6 protein-coding genes are annotated in these 20,038 nt (G+C 77.4%); all 6 read left to right on the plus strand.

The window, feature by feature from the left end; genetic code table 11:
* Positions 1 to 37: 37 nt before the first annotated feature.
* The 6 genes from AC067J_RS27520 to AC067J_RS27545 are packed head-to-tail and all read left to right on the plus strand — an operon-like array spanning position 38 to position 20,036.
* Positions 38 to 2,311, plus strand: coding sequence for a lantibiotic dehydratase (locus AC067J_RS27520; protein ID WP_478303567.1), 2,274 nt, complete (start codon positions 38 to 40; stop codon positions 2,309 to 2,311).
* Positions 2,298 to 7,253: an amino acid adenylation domain-containing protein gene (locus AC067J_RS27525; protein ID WP_478303569.1), complete on the plus strand. Its 4,956-nt coding sequence runs from the start codon at positions 2,298 to 2,300 to the stop codon at positions 7,251 to 7,253. Before AC067J_RS27520 ends, AC067J_RS27525 begins: the two co-directional genes overlap by 14 nt.
* Positions 7,250 to 12,676, plus strand: coding sequence for an SDR family oxidoreductase (locus AC067J_RS27530; RefSeq protein ID WP_478303571.1), 5,427 nt, complete (start codon positions 7,250 to 7,252; stop codon positions 12,674 to 12,676). The genes AC067J_RS27525 and AC067J_RS27530 overlap by 4 nt, the downstream gene beginning before the upstream one ends.
* 1 nt (position 12,677) lies before the next feature.
* Complete coding sequence (locus AC067J_RS27535; RefSeq protein WP_478303573.1) at positions 12,678 to 15,776, plus strand: non-ribosomal peptide synthetase; 3,099 nt, start codon at positions 12,678 to 12,680, stop codon at positions 15,774 to 15,776.
* Positions 15,773 to 16,594 (plus strand): thioesterase II family protein, encoded by an 822-nt coding sequence (locus AC067J_RS27540; RefSeq protein WP_478303575.1) that lies wholly within the window; start codon positions 15,773 to 15,775, stop codon positions 16,592 to 16,594. The genes AC067J_RS27535 and AC067J_RS27540 overlap by 4 nt, the downstream gene beginning before the upstream one ends.
* Positions 16,587 to 20,036 (plus strand): non-ribosomal peptide synthetase, encoded by a 3,450-nt coding sequence (locus tag AC067J_RS27545; RefSeq protein WP_478303577.1) that lies wholly within the window; start codon positions 16,587 to 16,589, stop codon positions 20,034 to 20,036. The genes AC067J_RS27540 and AC067J_RS27545 overlap by 8 nt, the downstream gene beginning before the upstream one ends.
* The last annotated feature ends 2 nt before the right edge of the window (positions 20,037 to 20,038 follow it).

Consider the following 20,038-nt stretch of genomic DNA (forward strand, 5'->3'; position numbering starts at 1 on the left):
GTACGGGAAGATCACTGTGCCTCCGGGAGGGCCGTCCATGCTCGTCGACTCCACCACGAGGCCGGACCGGGTCGAGATCGACCGGGGCTGGCGACTGTGGCGGGTGGCCGCACTGCGCTCGGCCGGGCTCCCGTTCGGGCGCCTCGACGCGCTCGCCGCCCCCGGGGAGCAGGACCTGCCGGCCGGCGCGGCGCGCGAGACGGCCCTGAAGGCCGCGACCCGGCGGGGGATCGACGCCGTCGTGGCCGAGGACGACTTCCGGCGGGCGCTCACCTGGCAGAACCCCGACGCGATGGCGAACTGGGTGGCCGACTACGCCGCCTCGGTACGCGCCGGAGCACCGCTGGAACTCGACCGGATGGCCCGCCGCGAGGCGCTGATCGCCCGCTACGCCCAGCGCTACTGCGCCAAGAACGACACCATCGGCTTCTTCGGCCCGGTCGCCTGGGCCGAGCTCGGCGGGCCGGAGACCGCGATCCGCGGCACCGGCGCGATCACCCGCACCGGCGTCGGGCTGGAGGTCTGGGCGCTGCAGGCGGTCGCCCGGGCGTGGAACGCCGACCCCGCCCTGGCCGGGCTGCTCCCCGTCCGGCTGGACCCGGCGGTGAGCCGGGCCGGGGACGCCCTGCGGCGACCGCTGCGGCCCCCGTTCACCCCGAGCGGCGGGGCGCTCGCCCTCGTCGACCGGCTCGCCGGGGCCGGCGCGGACCTCTCCGTCGCGGAGCTGTGCGGCGACCGGGACACCGGGGCCCTGGACGAACTGCTCCGGGCGGGCGTGGTCCGGGTCGGCTTCCGGGTACCGATCGACGGGCACCCGGAGCGGCTGCTCGGCGCCCAGGTGGAGCGGATCGCTGACCCGGCGGTCAGGGACCGGCTGGCCGCCGTGCTGGCCGGACTCGACGAGGCCCGCGAGGCGGTCCGCGACGCGGCCACCGCCGACGGCCTGCAGGCCGCCCTCGCCGCCGTCGACACCCGCCTCGCCGCCGCCGCGGGGCACCCGGTGCGGCCCGCGCCCGGACTGACCCCCGGCGGACGCACCCCGCTCTACCTGGACTGCCGGCGCGACCTCGACGCCGACATCGGCCTGCCCGACCTCGACGAGCTGGCCCTGCCGATGTCGGTCCTGCTCGACGCGTCCCGCTGGCTCTGCGCCGAGATCGGCCAGGTCGCCCACGACGAACTCGTCGACCGCCACCGCGAGCTGAGCCGGCAGCGGGACGAGGTGACGCTGGCCGAGCTGCAGTTCGCCGCGGCGGACGTGCTGAGCCCGTCCAGTGAGCTCTACGCGCCCGTGCTCGCCGACTTCCAGCTGCGCTGGGCGGAGATCCTGCCGCAGGGGACGGAGGACGCGGTGGTGCCGGCCGCCCGCGCGCGGGAGATCGCCGACGTGGTGTTCCGGACCCAGGGCCGGCTCTGGGCGGCCGCCCGCTCGCACAGCCCCGACGTCATGCTCCGCCGCGAGGCGGACGGCCGGCTGGGCTGGGTGCTGGGGGAACTGCACGTCGCGCTGAACACCCTGGAGAGCCGGGTGTTCTCGGCCCAGGCCGACGACCGCGGGCGGCTGGTCGCGGCGGTCGCCGAGGACAGCGCGCCCGGCCGCGTCGTCCCGGTCTACCCGGGCACGGCGCCCGAGGTCAGCTCGCGCACCTACCCCCCGCTGGCGCTGGATCCGCCCGGTGCCTACCGCTACTGGTCCTACGGGTCCGACGACGGCCACCCGTCCGGTGCGGCCGGCACCCCGGCCACCGCCCTGGTGGTGGGCGAGCACGCCGGGGAGCTGCTCGCCACCGCCCGCGGCGAGGGCTGGCAGGCGCCGGTCCTGGAGTGCTTCGGCGAGTTCCTGACCGCGGTGGTGGTCAACATGTTCCGGATCCGCGCCCCGCGCCGCCGCGCGCCCCGGGCCGGCATCGGCGCCCTGACCGTGTGCCGGCGCCAGTGGCGCTTCCGCGCGCGGGAGTTCGGGCCGCTGCCGGCGCGCTCGCGCGAGGCCGGGCAGGACACCCTCCGCCGGTGGGCCGCGGCGCAGGGCCTGCCCCGGCACGTCTTCGTCCGGACCGCGGCCGGCACCAAGCCGTTCTACGTCGACTTCGCGGCACCGGTGCTGGTCGACAACCTGGCCCGGGCGCTGCGCCGGGCGGCGCCGGACGCCCCCGTCGACCTGGTCGAGATGCTCCCGGCCCCCGACGAACTGTGGCTGAGCGACCCGTCGGGCGGCCGCTACACCTCGGAGCTGCGGCTCGTCGCCGTCGACCCGCAGCCGCACCCGTCCGCGTCCTGGGAGTTCGAGGAGGCACCGCATGCCGGTTCCTGACGACCGAGGGCTGCTGGTCGGCGCCCTGTTCGCCGAGACCGCCGCCCGCTTCCCGGACCGGGTCGCGGTGGTGGCCGGTACCGGGTCGCTGACGTACGGGCAGCTGGCCGGTGCGGCCCGGCGCCTCGCCGGCCTGCTGCGGCGGGCCGGCGCGGGACCGGACGTCCCGGTCGCGGTGCTCTTCGACCGGGAGCGCGTCGAGTCGGTGGTCGCCGCGGTGGCGGTCTGGCTGGCCGGCTCCTGCTACCTGCCGCTCGACCCGGCGGTGCCGGTGGCCCGCAACCGCCGGATGGTGGCGGCCGCCGGGCCGGCCGCGCTGATCGGGGCGCCCGGGGCGACCGCGCCGTTCGCCGACCTCGTCGCGACGCTCGCGCCGGAGGACGCCGCACCGGCCGGCACCGCGCCGGAGGACACGCCGCCGTACGCCGGGCCCGGCGCCGCCGACGGCCTGACCCCGGACCACCTCGCCTACATCGTCCACACCTCCGGCTCGACCGGCGCCCCCAAGGCGGTCGCCGTCCCGCACCGGGCGCTGGCCACCGTCCACCGCGCGTGGGCCGACTGCTACGACCTCGACACGGCCCCCCGGGTCAGCCTCCAGGCCGCCGGTCCCGCCTTCGACGTGCACGTCGCGGACCTCGTCCGGGCCCTGCTGTCCGGCGGGCGGCTGGTGCTGTGCCCGACCCGGACCCTGCTCGACCCGCCCGCGCTCGCCGCGCTGATCGAGGCCGAGTCGGTCGACACCGTCGAGTTCACCCCGGCGGTCCTCCGGCTGTTCGTCGCGGGGCTGGACCGCCCGCTCCCGTCGCTGCGGCTGGTCGTCTCCGGCGGCGAGCGCTGGTCGGTGGAGGACTACCGCGGGCTGCGCCGGGCACTCGGCGAGCGGGTCCGGGTCGTCAACTCCTACGGCGTCGCCGAGGCCGCCGTCGACAGCACCTGGCACGAGGTGACCGAGGACTCGCTCGGCGCGGCGGACGGCTCGGTCCCCATCGGCAGCCCCTTCCCCGGCGTCGAGACGGCCGTCGTGGACGGCGCGGGCCGCGAGGTCGGCGAGGGCGGGACCGGCGAACTCTGGCTGGCCGGGCCGACCCTGGCCCGGGGCTACCACCGCGACCCCGAACTGACCGCGGAGCGGTTCCCGCACGCCGGCGGCCGGCGCTGGTACCGCACCGGCGACACGGTCCGCCGGGTCGGAGGCCTGTTGGTCCACCTCGGCCGCGGCGACGACGAGATCAAGGTCGGGGGCGTCCGCGGCAGCCTGAGCGCCGTCGAGGCCGTCCTCTCGGCCCACCCCGAGGTGGCGGGCGTGGCGCTGGTCCGCGAGGACCGGGACGGCGGGACGTCGCTGGTCGCGCACCTCGTCGCCGACCGGGCGGCCCTGGACCGGGTGCGCCGGCACGCGGCGGGCATCCTGCCGCCGGCGCTGGTCCCGGCCCTCGTCGCGCACCGGAGCTTCCCGCTGACGTCCTCCGGGAAGGTCGACCGGGCGGCGCTGACCGACGCCGTGCGCACCGAGCCGGTGATGACCCCCCGGGACGCGACCGAGCGGCTCCTCGTCGACGCCTGGACCCGCCACCTCGGCCGCGGACCGGGCCACCGCGAGGAGAACCTCTTCGAGGCCGGCGGCAGCTCGCTCACCGCGGCGCTGCTGGCCGCGTCCCTCCGCGCCGCCACCGGCGCCGCGGTCTCCACCGCCACCGTCCTCGCGGCCCCCACGGTCGCCGCCCTGGCCGGCGAGCTCGCGGCCGCCCGGTCCGCCGCCGCGGCGCCCCGGGCGGACGCCGCCGCCACCGGGCCGCTCTCGCCCGACCAGCGCCGCCTGTGGCTGCTGCACAAGCTGCGCCCGGAGGACCCCGCGTACAACCTGCCGACGGTGCTGCGGATCGAGGGACCGCTGCGCCCGGACGTCCTGCGCCGGGCGCTCGACCACCTGGTCGAGCGGCACGACGCGCTCCGGACCGCCCTGGTGGACACGCCGGACGGGCCTGTCGCCCGGATCCTCCCGGCCGCGGGCATCCCGTGGGAGCTGTTCGAGGAGCCCGGCGCGGACGACGTCGCCGCGTACGCGGCCCGCCCGTTCGACCCGGCCCGCGGCGACGTCGTCCGGGCGGCCCTGTTCCGGCGCGGCCCCGACACGGCCGACCTGGTCCTGGTCGCGCACCACGCCGTCCACGACGGCTGGTCCGAGCGGGTGCTGCTGGAGGAGCTGGGCACCGTCCACGACGCCCTGCTCGCCGGGGCCGAGCCCGGACTGCCGCCGCTGGGACTGCGCCGGCTCGACGTGAGCCGGTGGCAGGCCGAGCGCCTGACGGGGGAGTTCGAGGCGACCAGGCGGGCGTACTGGCGCAGCCGGCTGGCCGATCCGCCGGCACCGGCGGCGCTGCCCGCCGACCGCCCCGGACCGGCGACCGGCCGGCCCGGGACGCTGCGCGTGCCGGTCACCGAGCAGCAGCTCCGCGCCGTCACCGCCGTCGCCGCTTCGGCCCGCACCACCCCCAACACGGTGATGCTCGCCGCCTTCGCCGCGCTGCTCGGCCGCTGGTCCGGCCGGTCGGACCTGGTGGTCGGGGTCCCCTACGGAGACCGCGACCTGGAGGCGACGCACCGGATGGCCGGGTTCGACGTCGCCACCCTGCCCGTGCGGCTGGCCGTCGACCCGGAGGCCGGCTTCGACGGCCTGCTGGAGGGCACCCGGACGGCGCTGACCGGGGCGATCGCCCACAGCGAGCTGCCGTTCGACCGGATCGTCGAGGAGGCGCGCCGGGCGGGCGGCGACAACGCGCCGCTGTTCCGCGTCTGGTTCAACTGGCTCGGGGAGCCGCCGGCCCCGCCGGCGCTCGCGGGCCTGCGCGTGACGGTGGCCGAACCGCCGGTGCCCGGCGCGCTGTTCGACCTGGCCGCCTACGTGACCCTGGACGGGGCCGCCGCCCGGGTGGACCTGGTCTACGACGCGGACCTGTTCGGCCCGGAGACGATGGCCGGGTTCGGCGACCAGTACCTCGCCCTCCTCACCGCCCTCTGCGCGCGCCCGGAACTGCCCCTCGCGGAGCACCGCCTCGCCGGGGCCCCCGCCGACCGCCCGCTGCCGGACCTGCGCGGCGGGGCACCGGACCTCCTGACCCGGCTCGCGCGGACCGCCGCCGGGGCCGCCGGCCGGGAGGCCGTCCGCGGCCCCGGCGAGTCCGTCGACTACCGGCGGCTGTACGAGCGGGCGGCCGCGGTGTCCGCGCTGCTGGAGCCGGGAACCGTGGTGGGCGTGCTCGCCGACCGGACGCCGGGGCTCGTCCCGGTGCTGCTCGGCGTGCTCGGCGCGGGCGCGGCGTTCACCGTCCTCGACCCCGGCTACCCGGCGCCCCTCCTGGCGGCCCGGCTCGACGCGGCCGGAGCCCGGGTGGCGCTGTCGGTGGGCCGCCCGGTGCCGCCGGAGCTGTCGGCCGGCCGGACGCGCTGGCTCGACCTGCCGTCGGACACCGGTCCCGGCGCGGGGGCGTGGCCGCCGGCGGCGCACCGGCCGGACGCACCCGGCTACATCGCCTTCACCTCCGGGACGACCGGCGCACCGCGCGGGGTGGCCGGCGCCCTCGAACCGCTCGCCCACTTCCTCCACTGGTACACCGGCCGCCACGGCATCGGCCCGGGGGACCGGACCGCGATGCTCGCCGGCCTGGCCCACGACCCCCTGCTGCGGGAGGTGTTCGTGCCGCTGTGGACCGGGGCCGCGCTCTGCGTGCCGCCCGCCGACCTGGTGCGCTCGCCCCACGAGCTGCGGGACTGGCTGGCCACCGAGGAGGTCACCGTCCTGCACGCCACCCCGGCCCTGTGCCGGCTGCTCGCGCTGGCGCGCACCGCCCCCGTGCTGCCCCGGGTGCGGCTGGTGTGCTGCTCCGGCGACACGCTGACCGCGGACGACCTCGCGGCGGTGCGCGGCTGGGCCCCGAACGCGGAGGTCGTCCACGGGTACGGCGCCACCGAGACCCCGCAGCTGGTCAGTGCCCGGGTCCTGGACCCGGCCGCGGCGGACGGCGGCCCGGTGGCCATCGACCCCGGCGCGCCCGGAGCGGAGGTCCTCGTGCTCGACCGGCGCGGCCGGCCGGCCGCCCCCGGCGAACTGGGCGACGTCGTCGTGCGCGGCCCCCACCTGGCGCTCGGGGTCCTCGGGGACCCGGCGGCCTTCACGGCCGACCCGGTGCCCGGGCACCGCCGGTTCGCCACCGGGGACCTCGGCCGCCGCACCGCGGACGGCCGGATCGTGCTCGCCGGGCGGCGCGACGACCAGGGCAAGGTCCGCGGCGTCCGGGTCGAGCCCGCGGAGATCGACCACTGGCTGCGCCGGCTGCCCGGGGTGCGTGACGCCGCGTGCGCGATCCGCCCGGACCACGACGGCGAGCCGCGGGTGGTCGCCTGCCTCGTGCCGGAGCCGGGGCACCCGGTCCCGGCCCTGGAGGCGGTGCGGGCCCGGCTGCGGGTCCAGCTGGCGGAACCGATGCTGCCCGCCGTGGTGGTGGCCGTGGCGGCGGTCCCGCTCACCCCCAACGGCAAGGTCGACCGGGCCGCGCTGCCGGAACCGCCGCCGGTCCGGCCCCGGCCGGCCCGGCGGGCCCGGCCGGCCGGCGATCTGGAGGGCCTGGTCGCAGACCTGTGGCGGGCCGCGCTCGGCGTCGCAGACGTGGACGTGGACCGCAACTTCTTCGACCTCGGCGCCAGTTCGATGCAGATCGCGCAGGTGCACCAGCAGCTGCAGGACACCCTGGCCCGTCCCATCCCGATCGCGATGCTGTTCGGACACGCCACCGTCCGCGACCTCGCCGCCCACCTGGACGGTTCGGGCCCGCAGCCCGCCGTCGCCCCCAGGCGCGCCACGACGGCCGCCCGTACGACAGACCTTCGCCTCCGGCGTCTCGCCGCGCGCGGATCAGCGTCAGCCAAGGAGAAGAACAGATGAAGCCGAGCCTTGACGAGCACATCGCGGTCATCGGGCTGGCCAGCCGTTTCCCCGGGGCCCGGGACACCGCCGAGTTCTGGGACAACCTGCGCAAGGGGCAGGACGCGGTCACCTTCCCGGGGGACGCGGCGCTGCTGGCCGAGGGCGTCCCGGCCGACCTGCTCGCCGACCCCTCCTACGTGAAGGCGTACGCCGAGACGCCCGGACTGGAGCTGTTCGACGCCGGGTTCTTCGGCTTCACCCCGCGCGACGCGGCGGTGCTCGACCCCCAGATCCGGATGTTCCTGGAGGTCGCCCACGGCTCGGTGGAGAACGCCGGGTACGACGTGCACCGGATCGCCGACGGCGTCGGGGTGTTCGCCGCCACCGGCGTGAACACCTACCTGGACGTGTACGTCCGGTCCGGCGCCGGCTACCAGATGCTCACCAGCAGCAGCATGGGCGTCAGCACCCTGAGCTACCCCGACTTCCTGGCCACCCACGTCGCCTACCGCTTCGGGCTGCGCGGCCCGGCGCTCACCGTCTCCACGGCCTGCTCCAGCTCCGCGGTCGCCACCCACCTGGCCTGCCAGGCGCTGCGCACGGGGGAGTGCGACTACGCGATCGCCGGCGGCTCCGAGGCCGAGATCCCCGCGCACCGCGGCTACCAGTGGGACCCGGGCGGCCCGCTGTCGGCGGACGGCCGGTGCCGTCCCTTCGACCGGGACGCCAGCGGCACCGTCTTCAGCACGGGCGCCGGCGCGGTGCTGCTCAAGCGCCTGGGCGACGCGCTCGCCGACGGCGACCACGTCTACGCCGTGATCCGGTCGTCGGCGGTCAACAACGACGGCGCCACCAAGGCCGGCTTCTCGGCGCCCAGCCTGGTCGGCCAGGCGGCGGCGATGCGTCAGGCCCTGGAGCTGGCCGGGGTGGAGGCGTCCGAGGTCGACTACGTCGAGGCGCACGGCACCGGCACCGCGCTCGGCGACCCGATCGAGGTCGCCGCGCTGACCGAGGCCTACCGGGCGGCCGCCGGGGGCGCGCCGATCGCGCTCTCCTCGGTCAAGGGCAACATCGGCCACCTGGGCCACGCCGCCGGCGTCTCGGGACTGATCAAGGTGGCGCTCTGCCTGGACAACGAGCAGCGCGTGCCGACCGCCAACTTCACCGAGCCCAACCCGCGGCTGCGGCTGGACGAGACGCCGTTCCGGATCGACGCGGCCACCGTCGCCTGGCCCCGGGACCCGGAGCGGACGCGGATCGCCGCCCTCAACTCGCTGGGCTTCGGGGGCACCAACGCGCACCTGATCCTGGAGGAGGCGCCGGCTGTGGCCGGGGCCGCGCAGGAGGACGCCGGCCGCCCGCAGGTCCTGCTCTGGTCGGCCCGGGACCCCCAGGCCGTGCAGGACTACGAGGCCAGGCTCGCCGAGCACCTGCGGAGCGCCGACGCGGAGCCGCTGGCCGACATCGCCGCGACGCTCCAGGACGGCCGGACCGAGTACCCGGTGCGCGGCGCGGTCGTCGCGGCGGACGCGGACGGCTGCGCCGAGGCGCTGGAGAGCGGCCGGGTCCGCCGTTCGGCCGCCCCCGCCGCCGGCAAGGACGGCAAGGACGGCAAGGGCGGCCGCGCCGGCCGGGCACCGGAGGTCGTCTTCGCCTTCCCCGGCCAGGCCGCCCAGCACCGGCGGATGGCCGCCGGACTCTACGGGACCAGCGAGGTCTTCACCCGCGCCCTGGACGACCTGTTCGACCGCTTCGAGCGGGCCTCCGGCTCGGCCGCGGTCCGGGAGGCCTGGACCTCCGCGGACGACGAGCGGCTGGCGGACACCGCGACCGCCCAGCCGCTGCTGTTCGCCGTCGAGTACGCGCTCGCCGAGCTGTGGAGGTCCTGGGGCGTCGAGCCCGCCGCCGTGGTCGGACACAGCCTGGGCGAGCTGACGGCGGCCGCCGTCGCGGGCGTGTTCGGACTCGACGACGCCGTCCGGCTGGTGCTGGCCCGGGCCGGCGCGATGGCGGCGATGCCGGCCGGCGCGATGGCCGTCGTCGGGGCGCCGCAGGAGCGGCTGCGGCCGCTGCTCGCCGAGGGCGTCACCGTCTCGGCGGTGAACGGTCCGAAGCAGACCACCATCGGCGGACCGGCGGACCGGCTGCGCGAGACGCTCGACGCCCTGCGCGGCGAAGGCCTCGCCGTCCGGGAGATCGCCACCTCCCACGCGTTCCACACCGAGTCGATGCGCCCCGCCGTGGAGCTCTTCGCCGCGGCCTTCGAGGGCGTGACGCTCCACGAGCCCGCCGTGCCGATGGTCTCCGCCGCCACCGGCGACGAGGTGGGGACGCAGGCGCTCGACCCGGACTTCTGGGCCCGCCAGATCGCCGAACCGGTCCGCTTCGACCTCGCGCTCGCCCGCCTGCTCGACCGGCCCGGCACCGTGGTCCTGGAGGTCGGCCCGGCGCGCACGCTGACCGGCCTGGTCCGCCAGTACGGCTCGGACGCCGAGGCCGTGCCCACCCTGCCCATGCCGGGCCGGGCCGGGGGCGACGACCTGCACTCCGCGCTGTCGGCCGCGGCGGCGCTGTGGACCGCCGGGCAGCCCGTCGACTGGGCGGCGACGCGCGAGCACCGCCCCTTCCGGCGCGCCACGCTGCCCGGATACCAGTACCAGCGCACGCGCTGCTGGATCGACCCGACGCCGGCGCAGAGCCCGGCGGACGCCACCGAGGAGGCTCCGATGTCCGTACCGGCCCAGGCCCCCGCCGTGCCGGCGCCCGTCGCACCGGAACCCTTCTCGGTGCTCACCTGGACGGAGCGGCCGGCCGCCGAACTGCCGGAGCAGGCCGAGGACCGGGGGGTCGCGCTGGCCCTGCTGCCGGCCGACGAGGAGATCGGCCTGCTGACCGTCCTGGCGCTGCAGCAGGCCGGCTACCGGCCCGTCGTCGCCCGGCCCGGCACCGGCTACCAGGAGGTGGACGGTGAGTTCCGGCTGCGCGCCGACGACGAGGCGGACCTCGACCGGCTGCTGACCGAACTGGCCCGCCGGGGCAGCGCGCCCCGGCTGCTGGTGCACGCGCTGGCCCTGCCCGACCGGCCGCGCGCGGCCCTCGCGGAGGCCGACGAGCAGCTGTCCACGACGTTCCACAGCCTCGCGGCGCTGGCCCGCTCCGGCGCCCGCCACGCCACGGCCGCCGGGGTCCTCGTGCTGGCCGGGCACAGCGCCGACCTGACCGGCGCCGAGCAGCTCGACCCGGTCAAGGCCACCCTGCACGGAGCGGTGCGCAGCCTCGCCCTGGAGGCCCCCGAGCTGGCGTGCCGGCTGGTCGACGTCGCGCTCCCGGCGCAGGAGGAGGACCTCGCCGCCGAGATCGCCGGACTCCTGGGCCCCGTCGACGCCCCGGCCGGGGCCGGGACCGACGTCGTCGTCGCGCTGCGCGGCGGCCGCCGCTGGGTCCGCGAGGAGCGGCCGTTCCGGCCCCGGTCCCGGTCCGGCAGCCTGCCGGCGGTGCGCCGCGGCGGGGTCTACGTCCTGCTGGGCGGCTTCGGCGGGCTCGGCCTGGCCGTCGCCCGCGCCATCGCCGGTACCGGCACCCGCCCGCACCTGGTGCTCACCGGGCGGTCGCTGCCGCCGGCCGACGTGCTGGCCGCCGAGACGGCCGCGCTCCGCCGGCTGGGCGCGACGCTGCAGGCCGAGGCCTGCGACGTCACCGACCTGCGGGCGATGCGCCGGCTGTTCGACACGGTGCGGGTCCGCCACGGCGCGGTCAGCGGGGTCGTCCACCTCGCCGGCGTCGCGGGGGACGGCATGCTGATGGGGCGTCGCCGCGAGGACGCCGACGCGGTCCTGCGGCCCAAGGTGCGCGGCACCCTGGTGCTCGCCGAGGTCCTCCGGGACCACCCGCCGCTGGACTTCCTCGCCTACTTCTCCAGCCGCGCGGCGCTCGGCGGGCTGGTCGGCAGCGCCGACTACGCGGCGGCGAACTGCTTCCTGGACGCCCACGCCCAGGTGCTGAGCCGGGAGGGCGTTCCGGTGGTCAGCCTCAACTGGCCGAGCTGGAGCGAGGTCGGCATGGCGGCCCGCGAGGAGCGGCCGGCCGGCACCCGCCACTGGAAGTCGCTGCTGGACGCGGCCGCCGACCCGATGCTCGACGAGCACCGGTTCAGCGGCAAGCCGGTCATGCCGGGCACCGGCCACCTGGACACCGTGGTGCGCGCCTTCCGGGAGACGGTCGGACCGGCCGGTACGCCGGTGCGCCTCACGGACGTGATCTTCCAGCAGGCCCTGGTGGTGGAGCGTCCGCGCCGGTTCGAGGTGGTCTTCGAACCCGACGGCACGGCCTGGCGGTTCACGGTCTCCTCGTCCGCGTCCGACGGCACCGACCCGATGCGGCACGCCGTCGGCGGGATCGAGGTGCTCGACGCCGCGGTGCGGCCGACGCCCGAGCCGGGCCTCGCCGCCCTGCGCGAGCGGCTGACCACCCCGATGCACGTGGACCCGCCGACCCAGACCAAGGACGCGCTGTTCGCGTTCGGTCCGCGCTGGGACACCATCGCCGGGGTCGCCGTCGGCGCCCGCGGCCACCTGGAGAAGCTGATCGAGCTGGAGCTCCCGGAGGCGTTCCGGGCCGAACTCCCGCGGTACGCGCTGCACCCGACCCTGCTCGACAACGCCACCGCGGAGGCCCGCACCAGTGGCCACGACGACGCGCACCTCCCCTTCGGGTACGGCGTCTTCGAGGTCTACGAGGACATCCCGGCGGTCTGCACCAGCCACATGGCGCGGCGCGACGGGGCACCGGGACTGATCGTCGCGGACATCGACCTGTACGGCGAGGACGGCCGGCTGGTCGGCAGGATCGACAAGTACAGCATGCGGCGCATCGAGGACGACGGGTTCCTGGCCGGGGCACCGGCGGGGCCGAGCCGCCCGCAGGCGTCGGACGGGGACCGGCCGGCGGCCGAGGGGATCGACCCGCGCACCGGTGCCCGGATGCTCCTCTCGGTGCTGGGCGGCCGTCACCCGTACCAGGTGGCCGTGCGGCCGTTCGTCGACGGCGCTCCGGTAGCGCTGCCGCCGTACGCCGCGGCGCCCGCCGAGGTCGCGCCGGCGGCGGTTCCGGCGCCCGTCCGGGCGGCCGCCGCCGCGGTGGCACCCGTGGCGGCAGCGGCCGCGCCCGCGCCTGCGGCGGGACCGGAGCCGGCACCGGCGCCGGCCGGGCAGCCGGCCGGGACGGTCCTGGAGCGGCTAACCGAACTGTGGAGCCGGCTGCTGGGCTGCCCGGTGGCGCCCGACGACGACTTCTTCGCGCTCGGCGGCACCTCGCTGACCGCGGTCGAGCTGATGGCCGGGATCCGGCAGGAGTTCGGGCTGCGGATCGGGATCGTGACGATGTTCGACCACCCGACCGTCGAGGCGTTCGCCGAGGTCCTCGTCGGCCAGGGGGCGAACTGACGTGCCCGGAGGACTCGACCGGGCGGTCGACCGAGCGGTCGACCGGCCGGTGAACGACAAGGAACGGGCGCTGTGGATGCTGCACCGCCTGGCGGCGGGCCGCGGCATCTGCAACGTGGGCTTCGGCCTGCGGGTGGACGGACCGCTGCGCTGGTGGCCGCTCCAGGAGGCGCTCGACCACCTGGCGCGCCGCCACGCGGGACTGCGCACCACCTTCGTCGGCGACGGCGCGCGGCCGACCCGCAGGCGCGCCCCGGCGGAGGGCGCGCACCTGCCGCTGGAGACGGCCACCGCGACCGAGGACACCCTCGACGCGATGGTGACGGCGTTCGTCGCCGAACCGTTCGACGTCGCCGCGGGCCCGCTGATCCGGGCCAGGCTGATCGTCCTGCCCACGGGCAGCGTGCTCTGCTTCGTCGCGCACCACCTGGTGGCCGACTGGACGACCGCGCTGAGCGTGCTGCGGGAGGTCACCAGGCTGTACGACGCCTTCGCGGCGGGCCCGGAGGCGCCGCCGGACCTGCGGGGCCCGGTGGACGGCTCCGACGCCCCGGAGCCGGGCGAGGAGGAGCTGGCCTACTGGGTGGAGCACCTGGAGGGGGCCGACCCCTCCCGGCAGGCCCTCGCCGGGGCACGGCCGTTGCCGGCCCTGCCGACGTTCGCCGGGGGCCGGGTCGACCGCGACCTGGACCCGGTGGCGGACGCGGTGGCCCGGCTGCGCGCCCGCACCCGTTCGAGCGACAACATCGTGCTGCTGGCCGCCTACTGCGCGCTGCTGGCCCGGCACGGCGCCGGGCCGGACCTGGTGGTCGGCGTCCCGGTCAGCGCCCGCCGCTCCGGGACGGCGGACGCGTTCGGCTACCACGTCGACACCCTGCCCGTCCGGGTCCGGGTGGACCTCGGGCGCGGATTCGACGAGTTGGTCGCCCAGGTGCGGACGGCCTTCCTCGGCGGGCTCGAACACGGCGCGGCGTCCTTCGAGACGGTCCAGCGGCACAGCGGCCTGCGCAGCGCCGACTGGCGGGCGCCGCTCTTCCGGCACGCGTTCAACTTCCGCCCGCTGGGCGCCTCGGACGAGCAGCTGACCATGGCGGGCCTGCCCGCGCGGCAGATCGACGCGGGGCACGAGCTGAGCCGGCTCGACCTCGACCTGATCGTCTTCGCCGGACCGAACTCGCTGGACGCCACGGCGGTGTTCAGCACCGAGGCGCACGACCGCGCGCGCGTCGAGGCACTGGTCGACCGGTACGCCCGGCTGCTGGTCGCGCTGGACGCCGAACCCGGCGCCGCGCTCGGCACGGTGGACCTGGCGACCGAGGCCGACCGGCGGACGGTGGCGGCGCTGAACGCGGCCGCCGGGCCGGTCGGCGACGGCGCGGCCGCCCCGAGCGTCCCGCGGCTCGTCTTCGAGCAGGGGCTCCGGAACCCGGGCGCGACCGCGGTCGGCGACTGGACGTACGGCCGCCTGCTGGAGCGCGCGGCCGGCATCGCCCGCGCGCTCGGGGAGCAGGGGGTGGGCCCCGGCGACGTGGTCGGGCTCCACCTGGAGCGCGGGCCGGAGCTGGCGGCGGCGGTCCTGGGCGTCTGGACGGCCGGAGCGGCCTACCTCCCGCTCGAACCGGCCCACCCGGTGGCCCGCGGCACCCACCAGCTCGACGACGGCGGGGTGCGGGTGCTGCTCTCCCGGCTGCCGGTGGCCCCGGAATGGGCGGCCGGCCGGGTCGTGCTGGCCCCCGAGGGCGACGCCCCGGCGACGGCGCCGGTGCCGGGCCCGCTCGCGTACCTGATCTACACCTCGGGCTCGACCGGCCGCCCCAAGGGCGTGGAGGTCGGGCACCCGGCGCTCGCCAACGTGGTCCGCCACTTCGCGGAGCTGCTGGGCGTCACCGCGGACGACCGCTTCCTCTGGCTGACGACCGCCTCCTTCGACATCTCCGCCCTGGAGTTCCTGCTGCCCCTGGCCGCGGGAGCGCGGGTGGTCCCGGTGAGCGACCGCACCCGGCTGTCCGCGGGCGACCTCGCCGCCCTGGTCAGGACGGAACGGGTGACGGTCGCCCAGGCGACCCCCACCACCTGGCGCTTCCTGGCCCCTGAGCTCGGCGACGCGCTGCGCGGCATGCGGGTGCTCTGCGGGGGCGAGGCGATGACCGGAGCCCTGGCCGAGCGCCTGCTGGCGGCCGGCTGCCGGCTGTTCAACGTCTACGGCCCGACCGAGACGACGATCTGGTCGACGGCGGCCGAACTGCGCTCGCCGGTGCCCGACCGGGTGCCGATCGGGCGGCCGATCGCGAACACCACCGTGTCGGTGCGGGACGCCGAGCACCGCGAGCTCCCGCCGGGCGTGCCCGGGGAGCTGTGCCTGGGCGGCGCCGGACTGGCCCGCGGGTACCGGGGCGATCCGGCCCGGACCGCCGAGCGCTTCCGCACGGACGAGCGGCAGGGCCGCTACTACCGCACGGGCGACGAGGTCGTGCTCGACGCCGACGGCGCACTCCGGTACCTGGGGCGGCTCGACCGCCAGCTGAAGATCCGCGGCCAGCGGATCGAGCCCGGCGAGGTCGAGTCGGTGTTCGAGGGGCACCCGGAGGTGGCCGCCGCGGCCGCGTTCGCGCAGACCGACGCCACCGGGGAGGCCGCGCTGACCGTGGCCGTCCGCCCGGCGGCCGGTCCGGCCGGCCACGACGAGGACCGGGCGCTGGCCGCCCGGCTGAGCGAGTACGCCCGCGGGTTCCTGTCCGCGGGCGGGCTGCCGGGCCGGGTGCTGGTGGTCGGGTCCTTCCCGCTGACCGGGAACGACAAGATCGACTACGGCGCGCTCGCCGCCGCGGCCGGCGCCGACGCCGGGGAGGACCCGGCCGCGGGAACCGCGGACCCCCTCGTGGACACGGTCGTCGGGATCTGGCGGCAGGTCCTCGGCGACCGGGGGATCGGGCCGTCCTCCCACTTCTTCCTGAGCGGCGGGCACTCCCTGGCGGCCGTGCGGGTCGCGGCGGAGCTCTCGGCCGCCCTCGGCACCGGGATCGGCTTCGACGCCGTCTTCGCCGCCCCCACCCCCGCCCTGCTGGCCGCCCACATCGCCGAAACGAGAGGCACACGATGATCGACGACCGGCACTGGTACGTCCCGCTCGCCGCGGACGGCGACCGCCGGGTCTTCGGGTTCCCGCACGCCGGCGCCGGCTGCGCCCAGCTGTCGCCGCTGGCCGACCTGCTGGCCGGGCACGGCGTCGCGCTCTGGTCCGCCAACCTGCCCGGGCGCCAGGCCCGGCTGGCGGAGCCGCCGCGCACCGAGCTGGCGGGGCTGGTGGACGAACTCACCGACGCCCTCGTCGAGCTGATCGACGACCGGCCGTACGACCTGTTCGGCTACTGCGGCGGCGCCGTGCTCGCCTTCGAGGTCGCCCGGCGGCTGCGCGCGCGGTCCGTGCGCCTGCCCGAGCGGATGTTCGTGGTCTCCTTCGAGGCGCCCGACATCGCCTGGCGGCCGCGCAGACTCCCGTACCTCCCGTCCGACGTGCTCTGGGAGTACCTGACCGAACGCGGCGGCGTCTCCGGCGACCTCGCCGTCGACCCGACGGTGCGCCGGCTCGTCGAACCCGCCGTCCGGGCCGACTTCTCGTGGCTCGGCGAGTACCACTGCGAGCCCGAGGCGCCGCTCCCGGTGCGCGTCGTGGTCTTCCACGGCCTCCAGGACGAGGACACCCTCCACGGCGCCCTGCTCGGCTGGCGCCGGCACAGCACCGCACCCGTCCGCCTGGTCGGCCTGGACGGCGGCCACTGGCTGCTGGAGGACGCGTGCGCCGAACTCGCCGACCTGACGGCGCGGGAGATCACGGGCCCGGCACCGGACCGGCCCGACCCCGAAGCGGCGGCACCCGCCGCCGCCGGACCCGTCGACCTCGGAGGCCTTGGTGACTGAACCGACGACCGCGGACCCGGCCGTGCCGGCCGCGGTGGACAGCGGATCGCAGGCCCTGTGGATGCTCCAGCAGCTCGTCCCCGACCTCGGGGTCTCGAACGCCGCCGTGGCCATCGAGATGACCGAGCAGGTGCGCTGGTGGCCGCTCCAGGAGGCCCTGAACTGGCTCGTGCGCCGGCACCCGGCACTGTCCGCCGAGTTCGTGCTGCACGACGGCGCGGTGGGCCGCCGGTCCGCCGAACCCGCCCTCGAACTGGACCTCGTCAGCAGCGACCCCGACCGGATCGAGGCCGACCTCACCGCGTACGCGGCCGGCCCGTTCCGGCTCGACCGGGCGCCGCTCGTCCGGGTCGGCCTGTTCACCGTCTCCGCGCAGCGGTCGGTGATCTGCCTGGCCGCCCACCACATCGTGGTCGACGCCGCCAGCCTCGGCCTGCTGGTCGCCGAGATCGGGCAGGCCTACCGCGCGATCACCGAGACCGGCGCGCCGCCGGAGCTGCCCGCCCCGGTGGACGTGCCCGCGGCGGACCACGGCGCGGCCCTGGAGTACTGGCGCGAGCGGACCGCGGACTTCGACCCGGCCACCATGCGGCTGGACGGCGCCCGCGAACCCGGCGCCGAGCCCACCTTCGCCGGCCGGATGGTCGAGCGGGAGCTGTCGCCGGAGGCCGTCGCCGGCCTGGCCGAGCTGCGGCGCACCTGCAAGGCCACCGACGCGCTCGTCCTGCTCGCCTGCTACCACCTGCTGCTGCGCCGCCTCGGCGCGGCCGAGGACCAGGTGATCGGCGTGATGGCGGACACCCGCGGCGGCCGCTCCGCCGACGCGGTCGGCTACCACGTCGCGACGGTCCCGCTGCGCGTGCCGGTCGAGGACGGCATCGGCTTCGACCGGCTGGTCGCACGGGTCACCGAGGCGATGGTCGCCGGGTTCGAGCACGGGCGCGCCCCGTTCGAGGCCGTCGCCGCCGCCGACCCCGCCGGCGCGGACGACGCGGGCTGGTGGCGCTCCCGGCTGGTCCGGCAGCTGTTCAACTACCGCCCCGAGCACCCGACCACCCGCCCGGCGGGCGACGGCTCGCTGTTCCGCGAGGTCGCGACCGGGCTGAGCCGCTTCGACCTGGAGCTGACGGCGCAGCCGGTCGGCCCGCGGGTGACCGTGAAGCTGGTGGTCAGCACCGAGGTGTACGACGTGGAGTTCGCCGAGGCGTTCCTGGAGCGCCTGGACGCGGTGATCCGCGCGGCGGTCGCCGACCCGACCAAGCCGGTGGGCGAGTTCGACATCCGCTCCGACCGGGACCGCGAGGTGGCGGACCGGACCAACGCGACCGGTACGGACTGGCCGGGACCGGCGACCGTGGCCGGCCTCTTCGCCGCGGCCGCCGAGCGGCGCCCCGACGCGGTCGCCGTCGTCGAGGCGGACCGCTCCGGATCCCGCTCCGTCGGCTACCGCGAACTCGCCGGACGGGCCGCCGCCTACCGGGCGGCCGTGCTCGCCGCCGGCGGCCGGCCGGGCGAGGTCGTCGCGCTGGCCGGCCCCCGCGGGTGGGACACCGCGGCGGCGGTCCTCGGGGTCTGGGCGGCCGGCTGCGCCTACCTCCCGCTCGACTCCGGCCACCCGGCCGAGCGGCTGGCCTACCAGCTCGACGACGCCGGCTGCCGCCTGGTGATCGGCGCCGGCCACCTGCCGCCGGAGTGCCGGGAGCACCGCACCGAGGTGGTCGCCGGAGCGGCCGCGGAGGACCTCGGCCCGGCCGTCCCCGACCCCGACGACTGCGCCTACCTGATCTACACCTCGGGCTCCACCGGCCGCCCCAAGGGCGTCCGGCTGTCCCACCGCAACCTGGCCAACGTGGTCCGGCACTTCGCCCACGACCTCGGCCTGGGCCCGGACACCAGCACGCTCTGGCTGACCACGTTCGCCTTCGACATCTCGGCGCTCGAACTGTGCCTCCCGCTCGCCGTCGGCGGCCGGGTCGTCGTCGCCCCGGACCAGGCGCGCGGCGAGCCCGAGCAGCTGATCGAGCTGATCGAACGGGAGCGGGTCTCGGTCGTCCAGGCGACGCCGACCACCTGGCGGCTGGTCGCCGGGCCGTTGGCGGGCAGACTGGCCGGGCGGGTCGCGCTGTGCGGCGGCGAGCCGCTGCCGGACGCCCTGGCCGAACTGCTGCTGCGGACCGGCGCCGAGGTCCACAACGTCTACGGCCCCACCGAGACGACGATCTGGTCGACCAGCTCCCGGGTACGCCCCGGCGAGCCGGTGCTGGTCGGCCGGCCGCTCGCGAACACCCGGGTGCGGGTGCTCGACGCGGCCGGGCGGCCGCTCCCGGTGGGCTGCACCGGCGAACTGTGCATCGCCGGCGACGGCGTGGCCCTGGGCTACCACGAGCGCCCGGAACTCACCGCGGAACGCTTCCGCGAGGACCCCGGCCTCGGCCGCTACTACCGCACCGGGGACCTGGCCCGGCTGCGCCCGGACGGCCGGATCGAGCTGGCCGGGCGCGCCGACCGGCAGGTGAAGCTGCGGGGCCACCGGATCGAGCTGGGCGAGGTCGAGGCGGCGCTGGAGACCCACCCCGAGGTGGGCGCGGCCGCGGTCGTCCTCAAGGGCGATCCCAGCGGCGACGGCTTCCTCGCGGGATTCGTGGTCGCCGCCGACCGCACCGGACTGGTGGCGGACGTCTGGACGCACGCCGGACAGCGGCTCCCCGGCTACAGCGTGCCCGCCCGCATCGTGGTCCTGGACCGGCTGCCGACCACGGCCAACGAGAAGGTGGACGTCAACGCCCTGGCGGCGCTCCCGCTGGACGAGGTCGGACCGGTCGCGGACGCCGGGGCCGGGCAGGCCGAGCCGGCCGACGAGGTCGAGGCGGCACTGGTCGGGCTGTGGACCGGCGTCCTCGGCCGGAGCGGGCTCGGCCCGGACTCCAACTTCTTCCTGTCCGGCGGGCAGTCACTGCTGGCCGTGCAGCTCGCCGAGGCCGCCGGCGCCCGCTTCGGCGTGCCCGTCACCATGGCGATGGTCTTCCGCGCACCGACGCCGGCCGCACTGGCCGAACTCGTCCGGCAGGCGGGAGGTTCGGCCCCGCCGCAGCCCGCCGGCGGCACCGAGGCGGAGCTGGTCGCGGCGGCGGTGCGGGCGACGCTGGGCTTCGACATCCCGGAGGACGCCAGCTTCTTCGAGGCCGGGATGAAGTCGCCGGACGCGGTCCGGCTCCACGCGCGCCTGAGCACCGGGCTCGGCGTGGAGTTCCCGGTGACCGACGTCTTCAAGTACCCGACCCGCAGCGCCCTGGCGGCCCGCATCGCGGCGATCCGCTCGGGCACGGCGGAGGCCGGGCCCGCGCCGGCGCGGCCCGCCGCCGCGCCGCAAGCCCCGGCGGGCGGCTGGACCGCCGGGTCGCGCAGAGACCTTCGAGCACGTATCCGAGAGCGAAAGGGGTGACG

It is taken from the genome of Kitasatospora sp. NPDC042419 (genome assembly GCF_056437345.1).